At 59.6% G+C, this 14,465-nt stretch carries 17 protein-coding genes; 7 read left to right on the top strand and 10 right to left on the bottom strand.

The window, feature by feature from the left end:
- Window positions 1–13: 13 nt before the first annotated feature.
- Window positions 14–514 carry a DUF1003 domain-containing protein gene (locus GSQ80_RS07545; protein ID WP_158787033.1) on the top strand — a complete coding sequence of 167 codons (501 nt, stop codon included), beginning with the start codon at window positions 14–16 and terminating at the stop codon, window positions 512–514.
- A gap of 58 nt (window positions 515–572) precedes the next feature.
- Here the strand turns inward: GSQ80_RS07545 and prfA are convergent, their stop codons facing one another.
- Complete coding sequence (gene prfA / locus GSQ80_RS07540; RefSeq protein WP_158787032.1) at window positions 573–1,646, bottom strand: peptide chain release factor 1; 1,074 nt, start codon at window positions 1,644–1,646, stop codon at window positions 573–575.
- 186 nt (window positions 1,647–1,832) lie between these two features.
- Here prfA and GSQ80_RS07535 point away from each other — a divergent pair, with 186 nt between their 5' ends.
- From GSQ80_RS07535 to alr, 3 genes are all read left to right on the top strand, one after another.
- A complete protein-coding gene (locus GSQ80_RS07535) occupies window positions 1,833–3,671 on the top strand; it encodes an ATP-dependent DNA ligase (RefSeq protein WP_254059508.1) in 1,839 nt (612 codons plus the stop codon).
- 261 nt (window positions 3,672–3,932) lie between these two features.
- The gene (locus GSQ80_RS07530; RefSeq protein WP_254059507.1) at window positions 3,933–4,559 is read left to right on the top strand and encodes a DUF882 domain-containing protein; all 627 of its coding nucleotides are present in this window, start codon (window positions 3,933–3,935) and stop codon (window positions 4,557–4,559) included.
- A gap of 82 nt (window positions 4,560–4,641) precedes the next feature.
- Window positions 4,642–5,811, top strand: a complete 1,170-nt coding sequence (gene alr, locus GSQ80_RS07525; RefSeq protein ID WP_158787031.1) for an alanine racemase — start codon at window positions 4,642–4,644, stop codon at window positions 5,809–5,811.
- Between the two features lie 279 nt (window positions 5,812–6,090).
- Here alr and GSQ80_RS07520 read toward each other — a convergent pair whose 3' ends face one another.
- Window positions 6,091–6,375 (bottom strand): DUF2277 domain-containing protein, encoded by a 285-nt coding sequence (locus GSQ80_RS07520; protein WP_158787030.1) that lies wholly within the window; start codon window positions 6,373–6,375, stop codon window positions 6,091–6,093.
- A 239-nt stretch (window positions 6,376–6,614) separates the two neighbouring features.
- Here GSQ80_RS07520 and GSQ80_RS07515 point away from each other — a divergent pair, with 239 nt between their 5' ends.
- Window positions 6,615–7,640, top strand: coding sequence for a radical SAM protein (locus GSQ80_RS07515; RefSeq protein WP_158787029.1), 1,026 nt, complete (start codon window positions 6,615–6,617; stop codon window positions 7,638–7,640).
- A gap of 36 nt (window positions 7,641–7,676) precedes the next feature.
- Window positions 7,677–8,411 carry a class II aldolase/adducin family protein gene (locus GSQ80_RS07510; protein WP_174241319.1) on the top strand — a complete coding sequence of 245 codons (735 nt, stop codon included), beginning with the start codon at window positions 7,677–7,679 and terminating at the stop codon, window positions 8,409–8,411.
- A gap of 30 nt (window positions 8,412–8,441) precedes the next feature.
- On the opposite strand, the gene GSQ80_RS07505 is transcribed toward GSQ80_RS07510, so the two are convergent.
- The 6 genes from GSQ80_RS07505 to GSQ80_RS07480 form a co-directional block, all read right to left on the bottom strand.
- Entirely contained in the window at window positions 8,442–9,671 is a 1,230-nt protein-coding gene (locus GSQ80_RS07505) for an MFS transporter (RefSeq protein ID WP_158787028.1), read from the bottom strand.
- Window positions 9,668–9,997: a hypothetical protein gene (locus GSQ80_RS07500; protein WP_158787027.1), complete on the bottom strand. Its 330-nt coding sequence runs from the start codon at window positions 9,995–9,997 to the stop codon at window positions 9,668–9,670. Before GSQ80_RS07500 ends, GSQ80_RS07505 begins: the two co-directional genes overlap by 4 nt.
- Window positions 9,994–10,578, bottom strand: a complete 585-nt coding sequence (locus GSQ80_RS07495; protein WP_158787026.1) for an isochorismatase family protein — start codon at window positions 10,576–10,578, stop codon at window positions 9,994–9,996. The genes GSQ80_RS07500 and GSQ80_RS07495 overlap by 4 nt, the downstream gene beginning before the upstream one ends.
- A 54-nt stretch (window positions 10,579–10,632) precedes the next feature.
- Window positions 10,633–11,085, bottom strand: a complete 453-nt coding sequence (locus tag GSQ80_RS07490) for a MarR family winged helix-turn-helix transcriptional regulator (protein ID WP_254059505.1) — start codon at window positions 11,083–11,085, stop codon at window positions 10,633–10,635.
- 109 nt (window positions 11,086–11,194) lie between these two features.
- Window positions 11,195–11,605, bottom strand: a complete 411-nt coding sequence (locus GSQ80_RS07485; protein ID WP_158787025.1) for a hypothetical protein — start codon at window positions 11,603–11,605, stop codon at window positions 11,195–11,197.
- Window positions 11,606–11,672: 67 nt separating this feature from the next.
- Window positions 11,673–12,581, bottom strand: a complete 909-nt coding sequence (locus tag GSQ80_RS07480) for a winged helix-turn-helix domain-containing protein (protein WP_158787024.1) — start codon at window positions 12,579–12,581, stop codon at window positions 11,673–11,675.
- A 274-nt stretch (window positions 12,582–12,855) separates the two neighbouring features.
- Between GSQ80_RS07480 and GSQ80_RS07475 the strand changes: the two genes are divergently transcribed.
- The gene (locus GSQ80_RS07475; RefSeq protein ID WP_158787023.1) at window positions 12,856–13,347 is read left to right on the top strand and encodes a hypothetical protein; all 492 of its coding nucleotides are present in this window, start codon (window positions 12,856–12,858) and stop codon (window positions 13,345–13,347) included.
- A gap of 34 nt (window positions 13,348–13,381) precedes the next feature.
- Here the strand turns inward: GSQ80_RS07475 and GSQ80_RS07470 are convergent, their stop codons facing one another.
- Both GSQ80_RS07470 and GSQ80_RS07465 read right to left on the bottom strand, forming a co-directional pair.
- Entirely contained in the window at window positions 13,382–13,894 is a 513-nt protein-coding gene (locus GSQ80_RS07470) for a PP2C family protein-serine/threonine phosphatase (protein WP_158787022.1), read from the bottom strand.
- A 74-nt stretch (window positions 13,895–13,968) separates the two neighbouring features.
- Window positions 13,969–14,465: DUF4386 domain-containing protein (locus GSQ80_RS07465; protein ID WP_158787021.1), on the bottom strand; the 497-nt coding region annotated here is incomplete at its 5' end.

Here is a 14,465-nt window from a genome sequence, read left to right as displayed (position 1 = left end):
AGCAAGGAGTGCCATGTCGCAGAGCCACATACAGGAACAGATCGAACTGATCGCACGGCACGAACAGGAGTTTCTGGAACGGCGAACTCAGGCGGAGCGTGTGATTGATGGGATTGCCGGCTTCGTGGGTAGCCTGCCGTTTGTTGCTGTGCATCTGTGCGTGTTCGCGCTGTGGATCGTGGTTAACTCGCTGCCGCATACGCGGCACTTCGATCCGAAACCGTTTGGGTTATTGCAGACGGTGGTTGCGATGGAGGCGATCCTGGTGTCGAGCTTCATCCTCATGCGGCAGGCGCGGCTGGGGCGGCGTTCCGATGAGCGCGATCACATGATGCTGCAGATTCTTCTACTTACTGAGAAAGAGCTGACAGCGCTGCTGGGGATGGATCGGCAGATCGCGTCGGAGATGGGATTGAATAAGGCGGCGAATAATCCTGAGGTGCGGGACCTTAGCCAAGAGACGTCGATTGACGATTTGGCACAGACGATCAAGGAAAATCTGCCGGGAAGTTAGTTCAGGCAGTGGTTGATTGCGCTTTGAGGCGTTCGGCCGTGTTGATGCAGAGCGTGATTTAGGCAGCAGTGGATTCTGCCTTGAGACGTTCCGCTGTGTCATGCGCGATGAGGGCGTCGACGGTGGGCTGGAGCATGCCTTCCATCACCATGGCTAGCTGGTGGTTTGTCAGGCCGATGCGGTGGTCTGTTAGGCGATTCTGCGGGAAGTTATAAGTGCGGATTTTGTCTGACCGATCGCCGGAACCAACTTGCTGCTTGCGCTCCTTGGCTTGCAGCTGGTGGATGCGCTCGGCTTCGACTTCGTAGAGGCGCGAGCGTAGAACGCGCATCGCTTTTTCGCGATTCTTGATTTGCGACTTTTCGTCCTGACAGCTCACTACCGTATTGGTGGGCAGATGCGTGATGCGGATGGCCGAGTAGGTGGTGTTGACGGACTGGCCGCCGGGACCGGAGGAGCAGAAGGTGTCGATGCGGAGGTCCTTCTTTTCGATCTTGATGTCGACTTCTTCGGCTTCAGGCAGAACAGCGACGGTGATGGCGGAGGTGTGGACGCGTCCCTGGGTCTCGGTGGCGGGGACGCGCTGCACCCGGTGGACGCCTGACTCATACTTCATCTGGGCATAGACATTCTGGCCTTCGATGATGGCGGTGACATCCTTGAGGCCGCCTACGTCGGACTCGGTTTCGGAGAGGATTTCTACCTTCCACTTGTGCTGCTCGGCGAAGCGGAGATACATGCGGAAGACCTCGGAGACGAAGAGTGAGGCTTCGTCGCCGCCGGTGCCGGCGCGGAGTTCGAGGACGATGTTTTTGTCGTCGTTGGGGTCTTTGGGAAGGAGAAGAATTTTGAGCTCTTCTTCGGTGGTGCTGAGCTTGGGTTCGAGTTCGTCTAGTTCAGCTTGCGCCATCTCGCGCATGTCGGCGTCGGATTCGGTGAGCATGGCTTTCGCGTCGGCGACGGCGTTGCGGAGCTTGCGGTAGTCGCGAAACTTCTCGACTGTGGGTTCCATGTCGCGGTGTTGCTTGGCGACCTTGCGGTAGTTTTCCTGGTCGTTGACGATTTTGGGATCGGAGAGCTGCAGGCCGAGCTCTTCGTAGCGGGCTTCGAGTTGGTCGAGGCGGTCAAACATGGGGCGCTCCTCCTGCGAAAAGCAGAGTGTAGAGGATAGAGAGTAGGGAATAGGGAAGGAAGATTGGGCGCAGCTAGGCAAAGTCGTGACGGGTGGTCACGCGGGTAGAGGACACCGGGTTTGCGCTGGTCAAAAGCATCTGCTGATTAGATGGTATCGCGAATGCCGGGGATTCGTGGAGGATGGGTGGCTGCATCTGATAGCAACGAGGGTGCGATGGCGTTGTTTTTGGAGTTGGCTACGTTGGCGGAAGAGCTTGCCCGGGAGGCGGGCAGGCTGAAAAAGCGTGCGCTGATTGAGATTGCGTTGGGGCGCGTGGTGGCGGCGTCGGTGGAGGATGCAGGGAGGTTTTGTTTGTACCTGGCGGGGCAGCCGTTTGCCGAGGCGGATCCACGGAAGTTGAATGCCGGTGGAGCGCTGTTGACGCGGGCGGTGAAGGCTGTGTCGGGGTGTTCGGATGCGGCGTTGACCGGGGCGTATCGGCGGCATGGAGATTTGGGGGCTGCCGCGGCGGAGGTGTGGCCAGGGACGTTGGGGGTGGCGTTGACAGAGAGCCTGACGCTCGCGGAGGTGGCTGAGGTGTTTGGTCTGATGGCCGTTGCGCGGACGACGGCCGTACGGGCGGATGCCGTCGAAAGGTTATTGCGTCGCGCGAGTGCGCCGGAGGCGAAGTATCTGCTGAAGCTAATGCTGGGGGACATGCGGATTGGGGTGAAGCAGAGTTTGATCGAGGAGGCAATTGGTGTGGCGTCGGGCGCGGATGTGGTCGCGGTGCGCCATGCGGTGATGCTGGAGGCAGACTTGGCGGGCGCGGTGGGGAGGGCGTTTGGCGGGACGCTGGGCGAGGCGCGGATGCGGCTGTTTCATCCGCTAGGATTTATGCTGGCCAGCCCGGTAGAGACTCCGGAAGAGGCCGTGGAGCGGTTTACATCGAAAGACTCGGATGCGGGTGTGCACGCGTTTCTTGAGGACAAGTACGACGGGATGCGGGCGCAGGTGCATTGCGGCGATCCGGGGCAGCCGGGGCGGGTTGCGGTCTACTCGCGCAACCGCGAAGACATCACGGAGAGCTTTCCGGAGATTGCGGAGGCGTTTCGTGAGGTGAGCGAGCCACTGATTCTGGATGGTGAGCTGCTGGGGTGGAACGTGGCTGAGAGCAGGGCGCTGCCGTTTTCTGTGTTGGGTCAGCGGATCGGGCGCAAGCGGGTGGATAGCTCGATGCGGCGGCAGGTTCCAGTAGTGTTCATGGTGTTCGACCTGCTGTATGAGGGCGGGGAGTTGGTACTACCGCTGCCGTTGAGGGAGCGGCGGGGTCGGTTGGAGGCGGTGGTGGAGCGGTTGCGGGTGGTAACGGTTGCGGGGTGGGACGCGCCGGCAAAGCTAAAAGTGCAGGCGGGGTTGTTCGATGTTGCGGAGGAGGTTGCTGCGGACGCTCCGTTGCAGCGGCTGATGTTGTCTCCGACGAAGTTGGTGGAGAGTGTTGAGGCGATTGAGCAGGCGTACGTCGAGGCACGTGCGCAGGCGAATGAGGGGGTGATGCTGAAGGCTGCGGGATCGGCGTATTTGCCGGGCAGGCGCGGTTTGGCGTGGGTGAAGTTGAAGCGCGAATTGGCGACGCTCGATGTGGTGATTACCGGAGCGGAGTTTGGCCATGGGCGGCGGGCCGGTCTGCTGAGTGACTACACCTTTGCGGTGCGTGGGAACGATGGCGAGCTGCTGAATGTGGGGAAGGCGTACTCGGGTGTGACGGACGTGGAGATTGCCGAGCTCACGGAATGGATGAAAGCCCATACGATTGAAGATTATGGGCACTTTCGGACGGTGGAACCGCTGCGGGTGATCGAAGTGGCGTTCAACAACGTGATGCGGTCGGACAGGCATGCGAGCGGCTTTGCCTTGCGGTTTCCACGGATTTTGAGGTTGCGGGAGGATAAGCCGCTGGAGGAGATCGATACGCTGGAGCGGGTGGAGGAGATCTATGAGGGCCAACCGGACAAGCCGCCTGTCGAGGGAGCGGGCGAGTAGGTCCGGAATGGAATTGTCGACTAAAGTTTACAAAGGGATTACCTGGGCGGGGATATTTCGATGATTTTCGGGATAAAATCGGTATAACAGAATGGTGTTGGCGGAATCGGATTCGCCGTAGCTCATTCTGTTGCGCGAATTCTTGAAGAAATTCGTGAACCTGGAGACATACCGTTGATCAAGATCCGTGCTTTGATTGCTTTATCCCTTAGGGCCATGCAAGGGTCGCGCCGGAGGGTGTGGATCGGCGTCTCGGCGGCTATGCTTTTAGTTGTTTGCCAGGCGGTGTGGGCGCGCGGGCCGCATGTTCACATGCATTCTCGGCTGCTGCCGCCGACGAAGATGGTACATGCCGCGTTGCTGGAGCCGGGCGTGCTGCCTGCGGACGAAGCTGCGGTTTCTGACAATGGGACGAAGTACGAACTGAAGCTGCATCACCTGCATTCGGGCGAAAGCATTGACGTGGTGTATCGAATTGGCGACACCTATATTCCTGCGGCGATCGCGAAACTTGATTATTTTCTGCGAGATAGCCGAACGCAGGATGAGAAGGCGTATGACCCGCGGGAGTTTGATGTGCTGCACAATGTGATGGCGCGGTTGGGGCGGCCAGAGGGTGTGATCGATATTGTTTGCGGGTATCGGACGCCCTGGAGCAACAACTTTTTGCGGACGCGCAGCCGGAATACAGGGGTAGCGAAAAACTCGCAACATGTTCAGGCTAAAGCAATTGATATCCGCGTTCCGGGTGTGCAGACGCGCACATTGCGTGATGTGGCGTTGAGTTTGGATGAGGGTGGCGTGGGATATTATCCGCGCAGCCAGTTTGTGCACGTGGATGTGGGGCCGGTGCGGCGTTGGACGTTCGGCGGGCGCGGCGAAGACTAGATTTGATTGGGCGTAAGATCCACAAAGGGAGCGACTTATAGTCGCTCCTTTTGTTTTGCGTGGATGCGGTGATAATGGGAGGGTGAAGAGTTGGGTTGAGATTTCGGGAACGCGATTGGTAGACAACCTGCGAGCGGTGCAGGCGATCGTCAATGTTGATGGGGCTGCAGAGACGCTTGCGGTTGTAAAAGCCAATGCTTATGGGCATGATGCTGCGATTGTGGCGCGGGTGTTGGTGAATGCGGGGGTTCGGTGGCTTGGGGTTGCGGATGTGGGCGAGGGGGTTAGGGTTCGGGAGATAGTCGGGGACGGGGTGCGGCTGCTGGTGATGTTGGCACTGGAAGAGGCTGATTGTAAGGAAGTTGTGGAGCGCGACCTGACGCCGGTGGTTTGGACGGTGGAGCATGTTGGCATGCTGGAGCGGGCGGCGGAGTCGGCGGGCAAGGCGGTGCGGGTGCACCTGGAGATCGATACGGGGATGGCGCGGCAAGGAGTTGATTGCGAAGGAGTTGCAATCATTGCCAAGCGGCTGGCGGGCTCGAAATGGGTGCGTTGTGAGGGGGTGATGTCGCACCTGGCGGCGGCGGAGGTGGAGGGGTCCGTGGTGACGCGGAGGCAGCGGGATAGGTTTGCCGATGCGGTACAAATCGTTGTAGGTAATGGAGTTACGGTGGAGTGGATACACCTGGCGGCGTCTTCGGCGGTGGACGAGGGGTCGACTTTAGGGTGGATGCAGGAGCTGGCGGGACTGGTGGGGGCGAAGGTAATGGTGCGGCCCGGGATCGCGTTGTATGGCTATTGTTCGGCTATAACTGCTGCAAACGATGGAGTTATCGGCTGTGCGGGGGCGTTGGGAAAGCTCGTGAAGCCGGTGCTGACTTGGAAGACGCGAGTGATTGGGTTGCGGGAGATCAGGGCGGGTGACACGGTTGGCTATGGCGCGACGTTTACTGCTAAATCATTGATGAGGTTGGCTTTACTCCCGGTTGGCTATGCGGATGGGCTGCGGCGGGCGGCATCTTCCGGAGTGGGAGATGGGTGGGTGATGATTGGGGGCCGGCGGGCGGCGGTGGTGGGGAGGGTGTCGATGAATTTGGTGATGGTGGATGTAACTGATTTGGAAGGGGTTGCGCTGGACGATGAAGTGGTGGTGCTGGGTGAGGGAGTGACGGCGGACGATCATGCGCGGTGGAGCGGGACGATTTCGTATGAGATTTTGTGCGGAATTCGGGCGAAGTTCGTTGAAAGTTGAGCGGGCTTAGCCCTGTTTCGGGTTACGCGGCTGCATCTTAGCCCTGTTTCGGGACGCAAAATCAACGTCTCTTGGCGGCAGAAGTAAGGGACGCTTGACAGGGAGTTTTCAGGATGACCGGAAGAAATCCTGGGAGGGTTTTGGTAGCCGGTTTGCTCGGGCTCGAGGATCAAGTTTGGGCAGGCGACTGGCCGTTCTGAATGCAGTGTCGGTGAGCGGGTTGGCGATTAGCGCCGAGTGCGAGGCGAGCGGCTCTCTTGAGAAGCCGGTTGGGCAATACTAAGCGACGCTTTTTGGATCGCCAAACCTCTTTAAACTGCGAGCCTTGAGACGCGCCGCCTCTTCCTCCCGATTCTTAGGAGGAGAATTCGTCTCAAGGGTGTTCAGAAGGTTTGCCGAAAGGTCGGCAATCGCATGGACCGCAGATGAGAATGCTTCTTCGTTAGCTTTGGACGGCTTATTGAAGCCGCTGATTTTTCTAACGAACTGAAGAGATGCCGCTTGAATTTCATCGGGTGTTACGGGTGGATCGAAGTTGAACAACATCTTAATGTTCCGACACATTCTCCTGAGCCCTCCATATCAACTTCGGATTAGAGTAACGCTGCTTACTACGCAACTCAACGGCAGCTTTGCTAGCCATGTCGCAGATGAGCGGTCGCTGAGGGTAATACTTCCGTCACACTGCTCCCGACTCAGGCATCTATGCATCTAAACGAAGGTGGGAACAAGCCGCCCCATGCCGAGCAGGCTCTCTGCCGCGGCGTAGCTTATGCGAGCGGCTCGTGATTCGTGGAGCGTTAATGAAAAAGGGTGAAGTTCTCCAAGCATGGCGCACCATTTTATCTGGGCGAGCTCCTTCGCTTTCTATTGAGATCACGAAAGAGTGTCCCCTGCGGTGTCCGGGCTGCTATGCGTTTGACGATGCCCACCTTGGGGGTTCGACGGTGTTACGCCAGCTTTCCGACTTCAAGGGGGATGAGCTGGTCAGTCGAATTCTCGCGATTCTGGATGACCTCAAGCCGCTTCATGTGTCGCTGGTGGGGGGCGATCCCCTGGTGCGCTATCGCGAACTCGAGAAATTGCTGCCTGAGATCGAAGCTCGCGGTATCCACACACAGGTTGTCACGAGTGCTTTTCGTGTGATTCCTCCGGAGTGGAGCAAGTACAAGAGGCTGAACGTGGTGGTTTCCATCGATGGGCTTCAACCAGAACACGACGAGCGTCGAAAGCCTGCGACCTACGAACGCGTGCTTAAGAACATTGAAGGGGCTCGGGTCACGATTCACTCAACGATCACGGCGCAGATTGCCTCCCGCCCAGGGTATCTCGAAGAGTTCCTTGCTTTCTGGAGTGCTAATCCGGCGATTGTGAAGATCTGGTTCAGCCTGTTTACGCCGCAACGGGGCGCAACCGATCCGGAGATTCTTTCTCGCGAGCAGCGCCACGTAGTGATGAACGAACTGCGGCGCCTTCGCCCGCTCTATGGGAAGCTGGACATGCATGAGAGGGTGATTGATGAGATCGAGAACCCGCCATCCAGCCCGGAGGAATGTATTTTCGCCCGCACCACGCAGATTATTTCCGCGGACCTGACAACGAACATCACGCCCTGTCAGTTCGGTGGAGATCCGGATTGCAGCCAATGCGGCTGCATCGCCTCGATGGGGCTGGCAGCGGTTGGGCACTACAAGGTGGCCGGCAATCTGACGGCAGGCGACCTGTTCATAACTTCAGACCGAGTTGGCAAACGTCTGCGAAGGGTTATAGATTCATTTTCGGGAAAGCGCGCCGTCCAGACCGAGGCTGTTCCGTTTACGATCTTGTAAGACATTCACATTTGGCAGGTCTCTGAGGGAACAGTAATGGGAAGAACCGCAACTAGCGAGTCGGAACTGCGTGGGGAGCTAGTCCGCTTCAGCAAATGGCTATCGAGCCTGGGCTTCATGCCTGGAACAGCGGGAAACCTTTCGGTTCGCCTCGATGAGGAACGATTGCTCGTTACGCCAACGGGGATGAGCAAACTGCTGCTGGAACCTTCGGATATGGTCATCGTCGACCTTGAAGGCCGGTTGCTCTCGGGCACACGTAAGGTGACGAGCGAGGTGGGGATGCACCTCGCAATTTATGAGGTGCGGAGCGATATTTCGGCGGTGATCCACAGCCATCCGCCGATTGCGACCGGCTTTGCCTGCGCTGGCAAGGGACTTGACGAGGTGCTTTGTCAGGAGGGCGTGATGACGCTGGGAGCCGTACCTCTAGCCAAGTACGCCACAACCGGAACTGGTGAAGTGGCCGCGAGTCTGGCGCCGTTCCTGCGCGGCCACGAGGCGATCCTGATGGCGAATCATGGTGCGGTGACGTATGGCAACGATCTCCTGGAAGCTTTTCTGAGAATGGAGACGGTCGAACATCTTGCGCACATCGAGTTGGTTGCACATCAACTGGGATCACCTAGACCTCTCAGCGTGAACCAAATTGAACAGGTACGCATGGCGAAGGCCAAGTATCTGCAGAACGTCAACGTTCCGAAGGGCTTGAACCATCAGCCGGAAGCTGTTGCAGAGCTTGCTCACTACATCGATCAGCCGGTCGAGTAACGGGATTTGGCCGCGAGTTCGCGGGACGAATCACGAAGCGAGCAGCGGCTCTTTGCGGCGGAGCAGAACGTACGCTGCAACCAGGGCGGCGATAAAGCCTGATGCTGCTCCAACAGCGAGCGACCAACGAGGGCCGAAGTGGTTGGCGACCCAGCCGACGATGGGTGCGCCGATGGGGGTTCCGCCGAGGGCGATGGCTATTCGCAGGGCCATGACTCTGCCGCGCATCGCTGGCTCTGTTGAGAGTTGCATGATGCTGTTGGTGGCGTTGGTGAAGATCACGCCGGCTGCGCCGATGAGCATGAGCGCGGCTCCAAAAGCCAAGTAGGTTGGGGCAAGTGCGGCGAGGGTGCAGCCTAGTCCGAAGACAGCGGCGCCTGCTAGGAGAGACGAGAACTTTGCTCTTTGGCGGCTGGCGGCGAAGAGGGCTCCTGAGAGGGTGCCCATGGCCATGATGGAGGAGAGCAGACCGAAGCCGCGGGCGTCGGAGTGGAAGACGGTTACGGCCATCGTCGAGATGAAGATGGGGAAGTTGAGGCCGAAGGTGCCGATGAGAAACAACATGATCAGGATCGCGCGCAGGTCTGGTTTGCTCCACACGTAGCGAAGGCCTTCGCGGAAGCCGGAGGCCGTGCGATGGGCGCGGGCACTGGTGCGTAATTCTGAGAGACGGAAGAACGACATCGAGATGAGGACGGCCGCGAAGGAGAGACCGTTGAGGAGGAAGGCCCAGCCGAGGCCGACGCTTGCGATGAGCAGGCCGGCGACCGCGGGGCCGATCATCTGGGCCGTGTTGAACGAAGTTGAGTTCAGGGCTACGGCGTTGGAGAGATCCTCGTCGCCTACCATCTCGGCTACGAAGGTTTGGCGGACGGGGGCGTCGAGTGCGGCGACGGAACCGGAGAGGAAGGCGAAGACATAGACGTGCCAGAGGCGGACGACTCCTGTGATGGTGAGGAAGCCGAGGCAGAGGGCTAGCACGCCCATGGTTGCCTGGGTGAGCATGAGGAGCTTGCGCTGATTGAGGCGGTCGGCTGCGGAGCCTGTCCACGGGAGGAAGAGAAGTTGCGGAGCGAATTGGAGGCCCATCACGATGCCGAGGGCTGACGCGTCGTGGTGGGTGAGGCGCGTGAGGACTAGCCAGTCCTGGGCTACGCGCTGCATCCAGGTACCGATGTTGGAGACCAGGCCGCCCATCGTCCACAAACGGAAGTTGAAGGTTTTGAGGGAACGGAAGGTGGTGGCTGCTGGATTCTTCATGGGCGCTGCGGTGCGTTGCCTCCATGGAATTGGCCGAAGTGGCGAGCCGTGAAGAGGCTGATGAGTAGCGCGCCGAGGGCGAAGGCGAGGATGTGGACGGTCGTCCGCGGATGGAAAGCGCCGATGTGCGTGATGAGGAGATAGGCGACGACGGCGTTGAAGAATCCCCAGAGGACGTTGACCGTTGAGGAGGAGAGGCCTTCGCCGGGGGGCTTGGCGAAGGGGCTTTGGAAGGGACGGCCCATGACGCCGGAGACGAAGTGAGGGATGGCGTTTGCAACGAAGACGCCTGCGAAGAAGTACGAGAGGAGATGCAGATAACTCATGAGGCTACGTTCCTTTCTTGCAAGGACTTTTCGAGTAGCGCAATGATTTCCTGGGTCGAGCCGGTTTCGCCGACGCGGGGGAAGACGTTGCTGATGCTGTAGTGGTGCGATTCTTCGCGCATGTCGGTCATGGCGTCCGTTGCGAGGGTTACGTTGAATCCTTGCTCGTAGGCCTGGCGGGCGGTTGCTTCGACGCCTATGGAAGTTGCGATTCCTGTGACAACGACCTGGGTGACGCCTCGTGCCTTGAGTTGGTGGTCTAAATCCGTGGTGGCGAAGGCGCCCCAGCTGCGCTTGGTGACGAGGATGTCGGTTGGTTGCTGATTTAGCTGCGGAAGAAGGTCGGTCCAGTCGTCGGCAAACGTTAGGTTGGCGCGGGGGCCCTGCTCGGTGCGGCCGGGTGCTCCTCCTGCCACGTTGACGAGCACTACGGTGAGGTTGTTGGCACGGAAGATATCGAGCAGGGCGCGGGTGCGGTCGATGATGTCGGCGATGGGATGGATGAGGTTTGCGCTGGCGATGCCTTTTTGGAGGTCGACGACGATCAAGGCGGTGTTGGGGTCAAGCGTGGTCAGGGGCATGGGAATTTTCCTTGGATACGAAGTGCGCATGGGTGAAGGCGGGAGGTGGTGGGTTCAATCCTCAACGAGGCGCGATAGCAGATCGAGTGCCGCGTGAAGTTTCTCCTGCTCGTGGACAGAGAGCTTCTGGATGATGGTGGTGGTGAGCCAGTCCTGTCTCGCGGCCCGGCTCTGCTGAAGCCACTTCAGACATTTCGGCGTGAGAGACATCAGGGTTTGGCGGCCGTCGCCGGGGTCAGGTGCGCCTCGGAGCAGGCCGGACTCCTGTAATGGCGCGACGATTGCGCTCATCGACTGGGGGCGCATGCCTTCCGCTCGGGCCAGACTTGAAACCGTGGTGGGACCCTGCTGTTCGAGTCGAAGAAGAACGGAGGCCTGGGATGGGGTTAGATCGTTATCGCCACCCTGTTCGCGCATGCGCTGCTTGAGCTTGCGAAAGGTTGCGCGGATTTCGGTGGCGAGGGTTCGTGCGAGGGCGGGTTGAGGGGACGATGGTCTGCTGCTCACTGAATCAGTATTGCATATCTACAGGTAAACTGTAAAGGTTGACTGTAGAGTCCTGCGCGGACGGCGAGGGGCTTCGCGCGGCGAGCGGCCCGATGTGCAGAGGAGGTGATTAGTCTTTGCGGGGTAGCTTGAGGGATTTGCAGGTGTGGGAGGTGCCTGCTTGCCAGAGGACGCCGCCTTGCAGACGAAGGCGGGCTACCGCGATCTCAATCGCCTGATGACTTGCGCCTAGATAGTCGATGTTGATCCAGGACACCGAGCCGGGATAAAAGAAGCCGGTTTCGACATGGCAGATTCCGTTGGGGAATTTGTTGGTCCCTGAGGGTGAGCAGGTCAGGCTGATCTGCTCGATGGGCACTTTGACCTTATTCCTGAACTTCAGCTGGATGGTGTCTTTTTCGGCCGTGGCGGTGACGAGGGAAACGGGGCATAGTCCCTGAGCATAGAGGCGGGGATGAGACGCAAGGATGAAAAGTGCGAGGACAAGGATGTTGCGCCGGGATCCAAAGTTGCCGCTCATGCGACCGAGGATAGCACTAAGGTGATGCGTGCATCTTCCTAAGTTCAACCAGATCGAGCAGCCGATGTCAGGGTGTCTTGAACTCGGTTGATGCTCCCAGGGTTTTCGCGACTTCACCGGCGATGTCGTCCTGAACCATGACGAGGTCGTGGAAGGGGCGGTCGTAGGTTTCGGACCAGAGGACGTAGCCGTTGTCGGCGCGAACGAGGCGGGCGGCGACGCGCACCTGGTCGTCGGATCTGCGGACGCTGCCGTCGAGGACATAGACAACGCCGAGGGCTTTGGCGATGGTGGCGACGGGGAGATTTTTGTCACGGTAGTAGAAGGACGAGGTGGGAGATGGGACGTGGAAGCCGGGGAGTTTGCTTAGCTTGTCGATGAGTTCCTCGGTGAGGCCGTCGGCGAACTCTCCTTGCTGCATGCCTTGGGTGAGGTCGAGGAAGGGGAGGACGGCGATGGACTTTTGCGTGGGCGTGGAGGCGATGGGCGAGGGCGGGCGTTGACTGGCAAAATGGGCGCGTAAGAGAAAGGCTGCGGCTAGTGCGAGACAAATCAGGAGGACGGTGAGTTGCAGGCCGAGGGCGTGCGGGCGAGGGATGGGCGGAGGATGGAGTGGGGTCGCGGGCGCAGGGGAGGCGGGCTGGTCTGCGAAGGCGCTGACCGGGGCGACCATTCGATAGCCGAGGCGCGGGACGGTTGCGATGTAGGTGGGCTGTTTGGGGTCGTCGCCGAGGATGCGGCGGAGGGAGGTGATGGCCTGATAGACGGAATCGGATGAGACGGCGACGCCTGGCCAGACCTGGTTGAGGAGGTCGTCGATGCTGAGGACTTCGCCGGGGTGCTCGGCGAGGGTGAGTAGGAGACGCATGGCGCGCGCCTCGAGTCGAGCGGTCTCGCCATCTCGTGAAATTTCGCCGGATGTGGGGTTCACGCGCCAGGTGCCGATGCGAAGGATGGTTGTTGCGGGAGATTGCATACGAGTTCGGCGGACCCCTGGGATTCGAATCGAGAGCCAGAGAGGAGATGAGGCCTGCTGGATTATATCGACTCGGTTTCTATTATTTCGTGGCGATTCGGGCGGTGACGACGGCAGACATCTGCTGGCTGCGGCAAACGCCTCATTTTCAGAACTATTCAGAGGATTTCAGAGGCGCTTCAGGACTTTGCGCTTGTCTTCTGACTAGGGTGGGTCGTGGCTCGCAGTGAGAACGCTGCGTAGGGAAAAAGCCACAGAGGAATGAGGAGATTGCATGAGTGAAGCATTGGTAGTTGGGCAGAGCCTGGGCGGGTCTCGGAGTACGGCGCGTAGTGCAGTTTTGGCGATTGGGGTGGGAGGGCTTGCTGCTGCTGCGCTGGATTTATTGCAGGCGTGCGTGCTGTTTGGGCATGACATTATTCTCGTGATTGCGGAGGGGCTGGTGGGAGGTCGCGGCGCGCAGGGGGGCGTCTTTTACTACGGGCTGGGGGTGGTGCTGCATGTGTTTATCTCTTTGTGCTTTGCGACGTTTTATTACGCGTTGAGCCGGAAGCTGACGTTCATGACGGAGTATCCGCTGGTGTGTGGGCTTTGCTATGGGGCTGGCGTGCATTTGGTGATGATGCTGATCGTGCTGCCGCACTGCGCGTTTCATCAGCGAGATCCTATTTCGATCAACGGCATGATTGAGGGATTGCTTATGCACATGGTGGTGGTGGGTTTGCCGATTGCGTATGCGGTGAGCCGGTTCGCGCGGAACGCTTGAGGGTTGTCAGTTGTCAGTTGTCAGTTCTCAGTTGTCAGGCTGTGGCGAACTGGATGCCTAGGATGGTGATGTCGTCTTCCTGGCCGAAGGTTAGGACTTGGTCCATGATGATGGCTGCCGGTTGGTGGCTGATGTCGCGGGTGCGGTCGAAGCCGAAGAGTTCGCGGGCGGGGTTGGTGGCTTCGGGGACACCGTCGGTGATGAAGGCGAGGCGGTCGCCGGGTGCGAGGGGAAAGGTCTGGGTGGGGTAGTCGACGTCGTCGGTGATGCCCAGGGGGAGGGAGCCTTCGAGGTCGAGTTCTTCGCCGTTGCGGTAGGGGGAGATGTGTCCGGCCTGGCTGCGGATGGCGCCGACGAGCATGGCGCCGGTGATGCCGGTGAGGGCGACGGCGGAGTTGCCGAGGGTGATGATCGGCGGCGAGGTTTGGGGAGACTTCTGGCCCGAGGAAGTGGTGGTTGAAGATTGGGCCGAGGCTGTGACCGTCTGGGAGAAGGCCAAGAAGGAAAGAGGCAGCACAACGAGCAGAGCCACGCCTAACTTTTGCATTTCAGCGAGGGTACCACCGGCGGGCGGGGATGCGGGAGAGCGGAATCACGATGGGTAACTGCGGTGATGCGACGTTACGCGTGCGTTGGCGAGGGCCATGCGGCGGCGTTGATTCCTTTGATGAGGAACCAGAGGGCCATGCTGAGCATGGCGAGGAGCATGGGGAGGACGAGGAGCATCGAGTCGTGCTGCGGGGCGATGAGGAAGAGGATGTTCTTGGCGAAGAAGCCTGCGCCGCCGAGCATAACAATAGCGCCGAGTGCGCGAGGCAGATAGCTTGAGCGGTAGATCATGTAACCGCGCAGCATGACGGCGATGCCGTAGAAGCCGGTGAAGAGGACGAAGATGTATCCGAAGACGGTGAGGCAGAGGTAGGGAATGGTTTGGCGGAGGTCGGGGGAGAGGACCTTGATCATGTCCGGGTCAGAGAAGGGTAGGCTGGCGACGAAGTAGAAGATTTCGGCGGTGGCGTAGGTGGCGGTAGAGAAGAGGCCGAAGCAGAGGGCGATGAGGGATAAGGGGCGGCTGACGGGGCGGAGCAGGACGTAGAAGATGGCGGTGAGGGCGAGGT

The organism is Granulicella sp. L46 (assembly GCF_009765785.1).
Classification (GTDB): Bacteria; Acidobacteriota; Terriglobia; order Terriglobales; family Acidobacteriaceae; genus Granulicella.
The sequence above is the reverse complement of the archived record's forward strand: the minus strand, read 5'-3'. Positions and strand labels throughout refer to the sequence as shown.

Bases quoted from the DNA above. Each gene is read 5' to 3' on its own strand.
- GSQ80_RS07545 (WP_158787033.1), top strand. From the start codon at position 14: ATGTCGCAGAGCCACATACAGGAACAGATCGAACTGATCGCACGGCAC.
- prfA (WP_158787032.1), bottom strand. From the start codon at position 1,646: ATGTTTGACCGCCTCGACCAACTCGAAGCCCGCTACGAAGAGCTCGGC.
- GSQ80_RS07530 (WP_254059507.1), top strand. From the start codon at position 3,933: ATGCTTTTAGTTGTTTGCCAGGCGGTGTGGGCGCGCGGGCCGCATGTT.
- GSQ80_RS07520 (WP_158787030.1), bottom strand. From the start codon at position 6,375: ATGTGTCGGAACATTAAGATGTTGTTCAACTTCGATCCACCCGTAACA.
- GSQ80_RS07515 (WP_158787029.1), top strand. From the start codon at position 6,615: ATGAAAAAGGGTGAAGTTCTCCAAGCATGGCGCACCATTTTATCTGGG.
- GSQ80_RS07510 (WP_174241319.1), top strand. From the start codon at position 7,677: ATGGGAAGAACCGCAACTAGCGAGTCGGAACTGCGTGGGGAGCTAGTC.
- GSQ80_RS07505 (WP_158787028.1), bottom strand. From the start codon at position 9,671: ATGAAGAATCCAGCAGCCACCACCTTCCGTTCCCTCAAAACCTTCAAC.
- GSQ80_RS07500 (WP_158787027.1), bottom strand. From the start codon at position 9,997: ATGAGTTATCTGCATCTCCTCTCGTACTTCTTCGCAGGCGTCTTCGTT.
- GSQ80_RS07495 (WP_158787026.1), bottom strand. From the start codon at position 10,578: ATGCCCCTGACCACGCTTGACCCCAACACCGCCTTGATCGTCGTCGAC.
- GSQ80_RS07485 (WP_158787025.1), bottom strand. From the start codon at position 11,605: ATGAGCGGCAACTTTGGATCCCGGCGCAACATCCTTGTCCTCGCACTT.
- GSQ80_RS07480 (WP_158787024.1), bottom strand. From the start codon at position 12,581: ATGCAATCTCCCGCAACAACCATCCTTCGCATCGGCACCTGGCGCGTG.
- GSQ80_RS07475 (WP_158787023.1), top strand. From the start codon at position 12,856: ATGAGTGAAGCATTGGTAGTTGGGCAGAGCCTGGGCGGGTCTCGGAGT.
- GSQ80_RS07470 (WP_158787022.1), bottom strand. From the start codon at position 13,894: ATGCAAAAGTTAGGCGTGGCTCTGCTCGTTGTGCTGCCTCTTTCCTTC.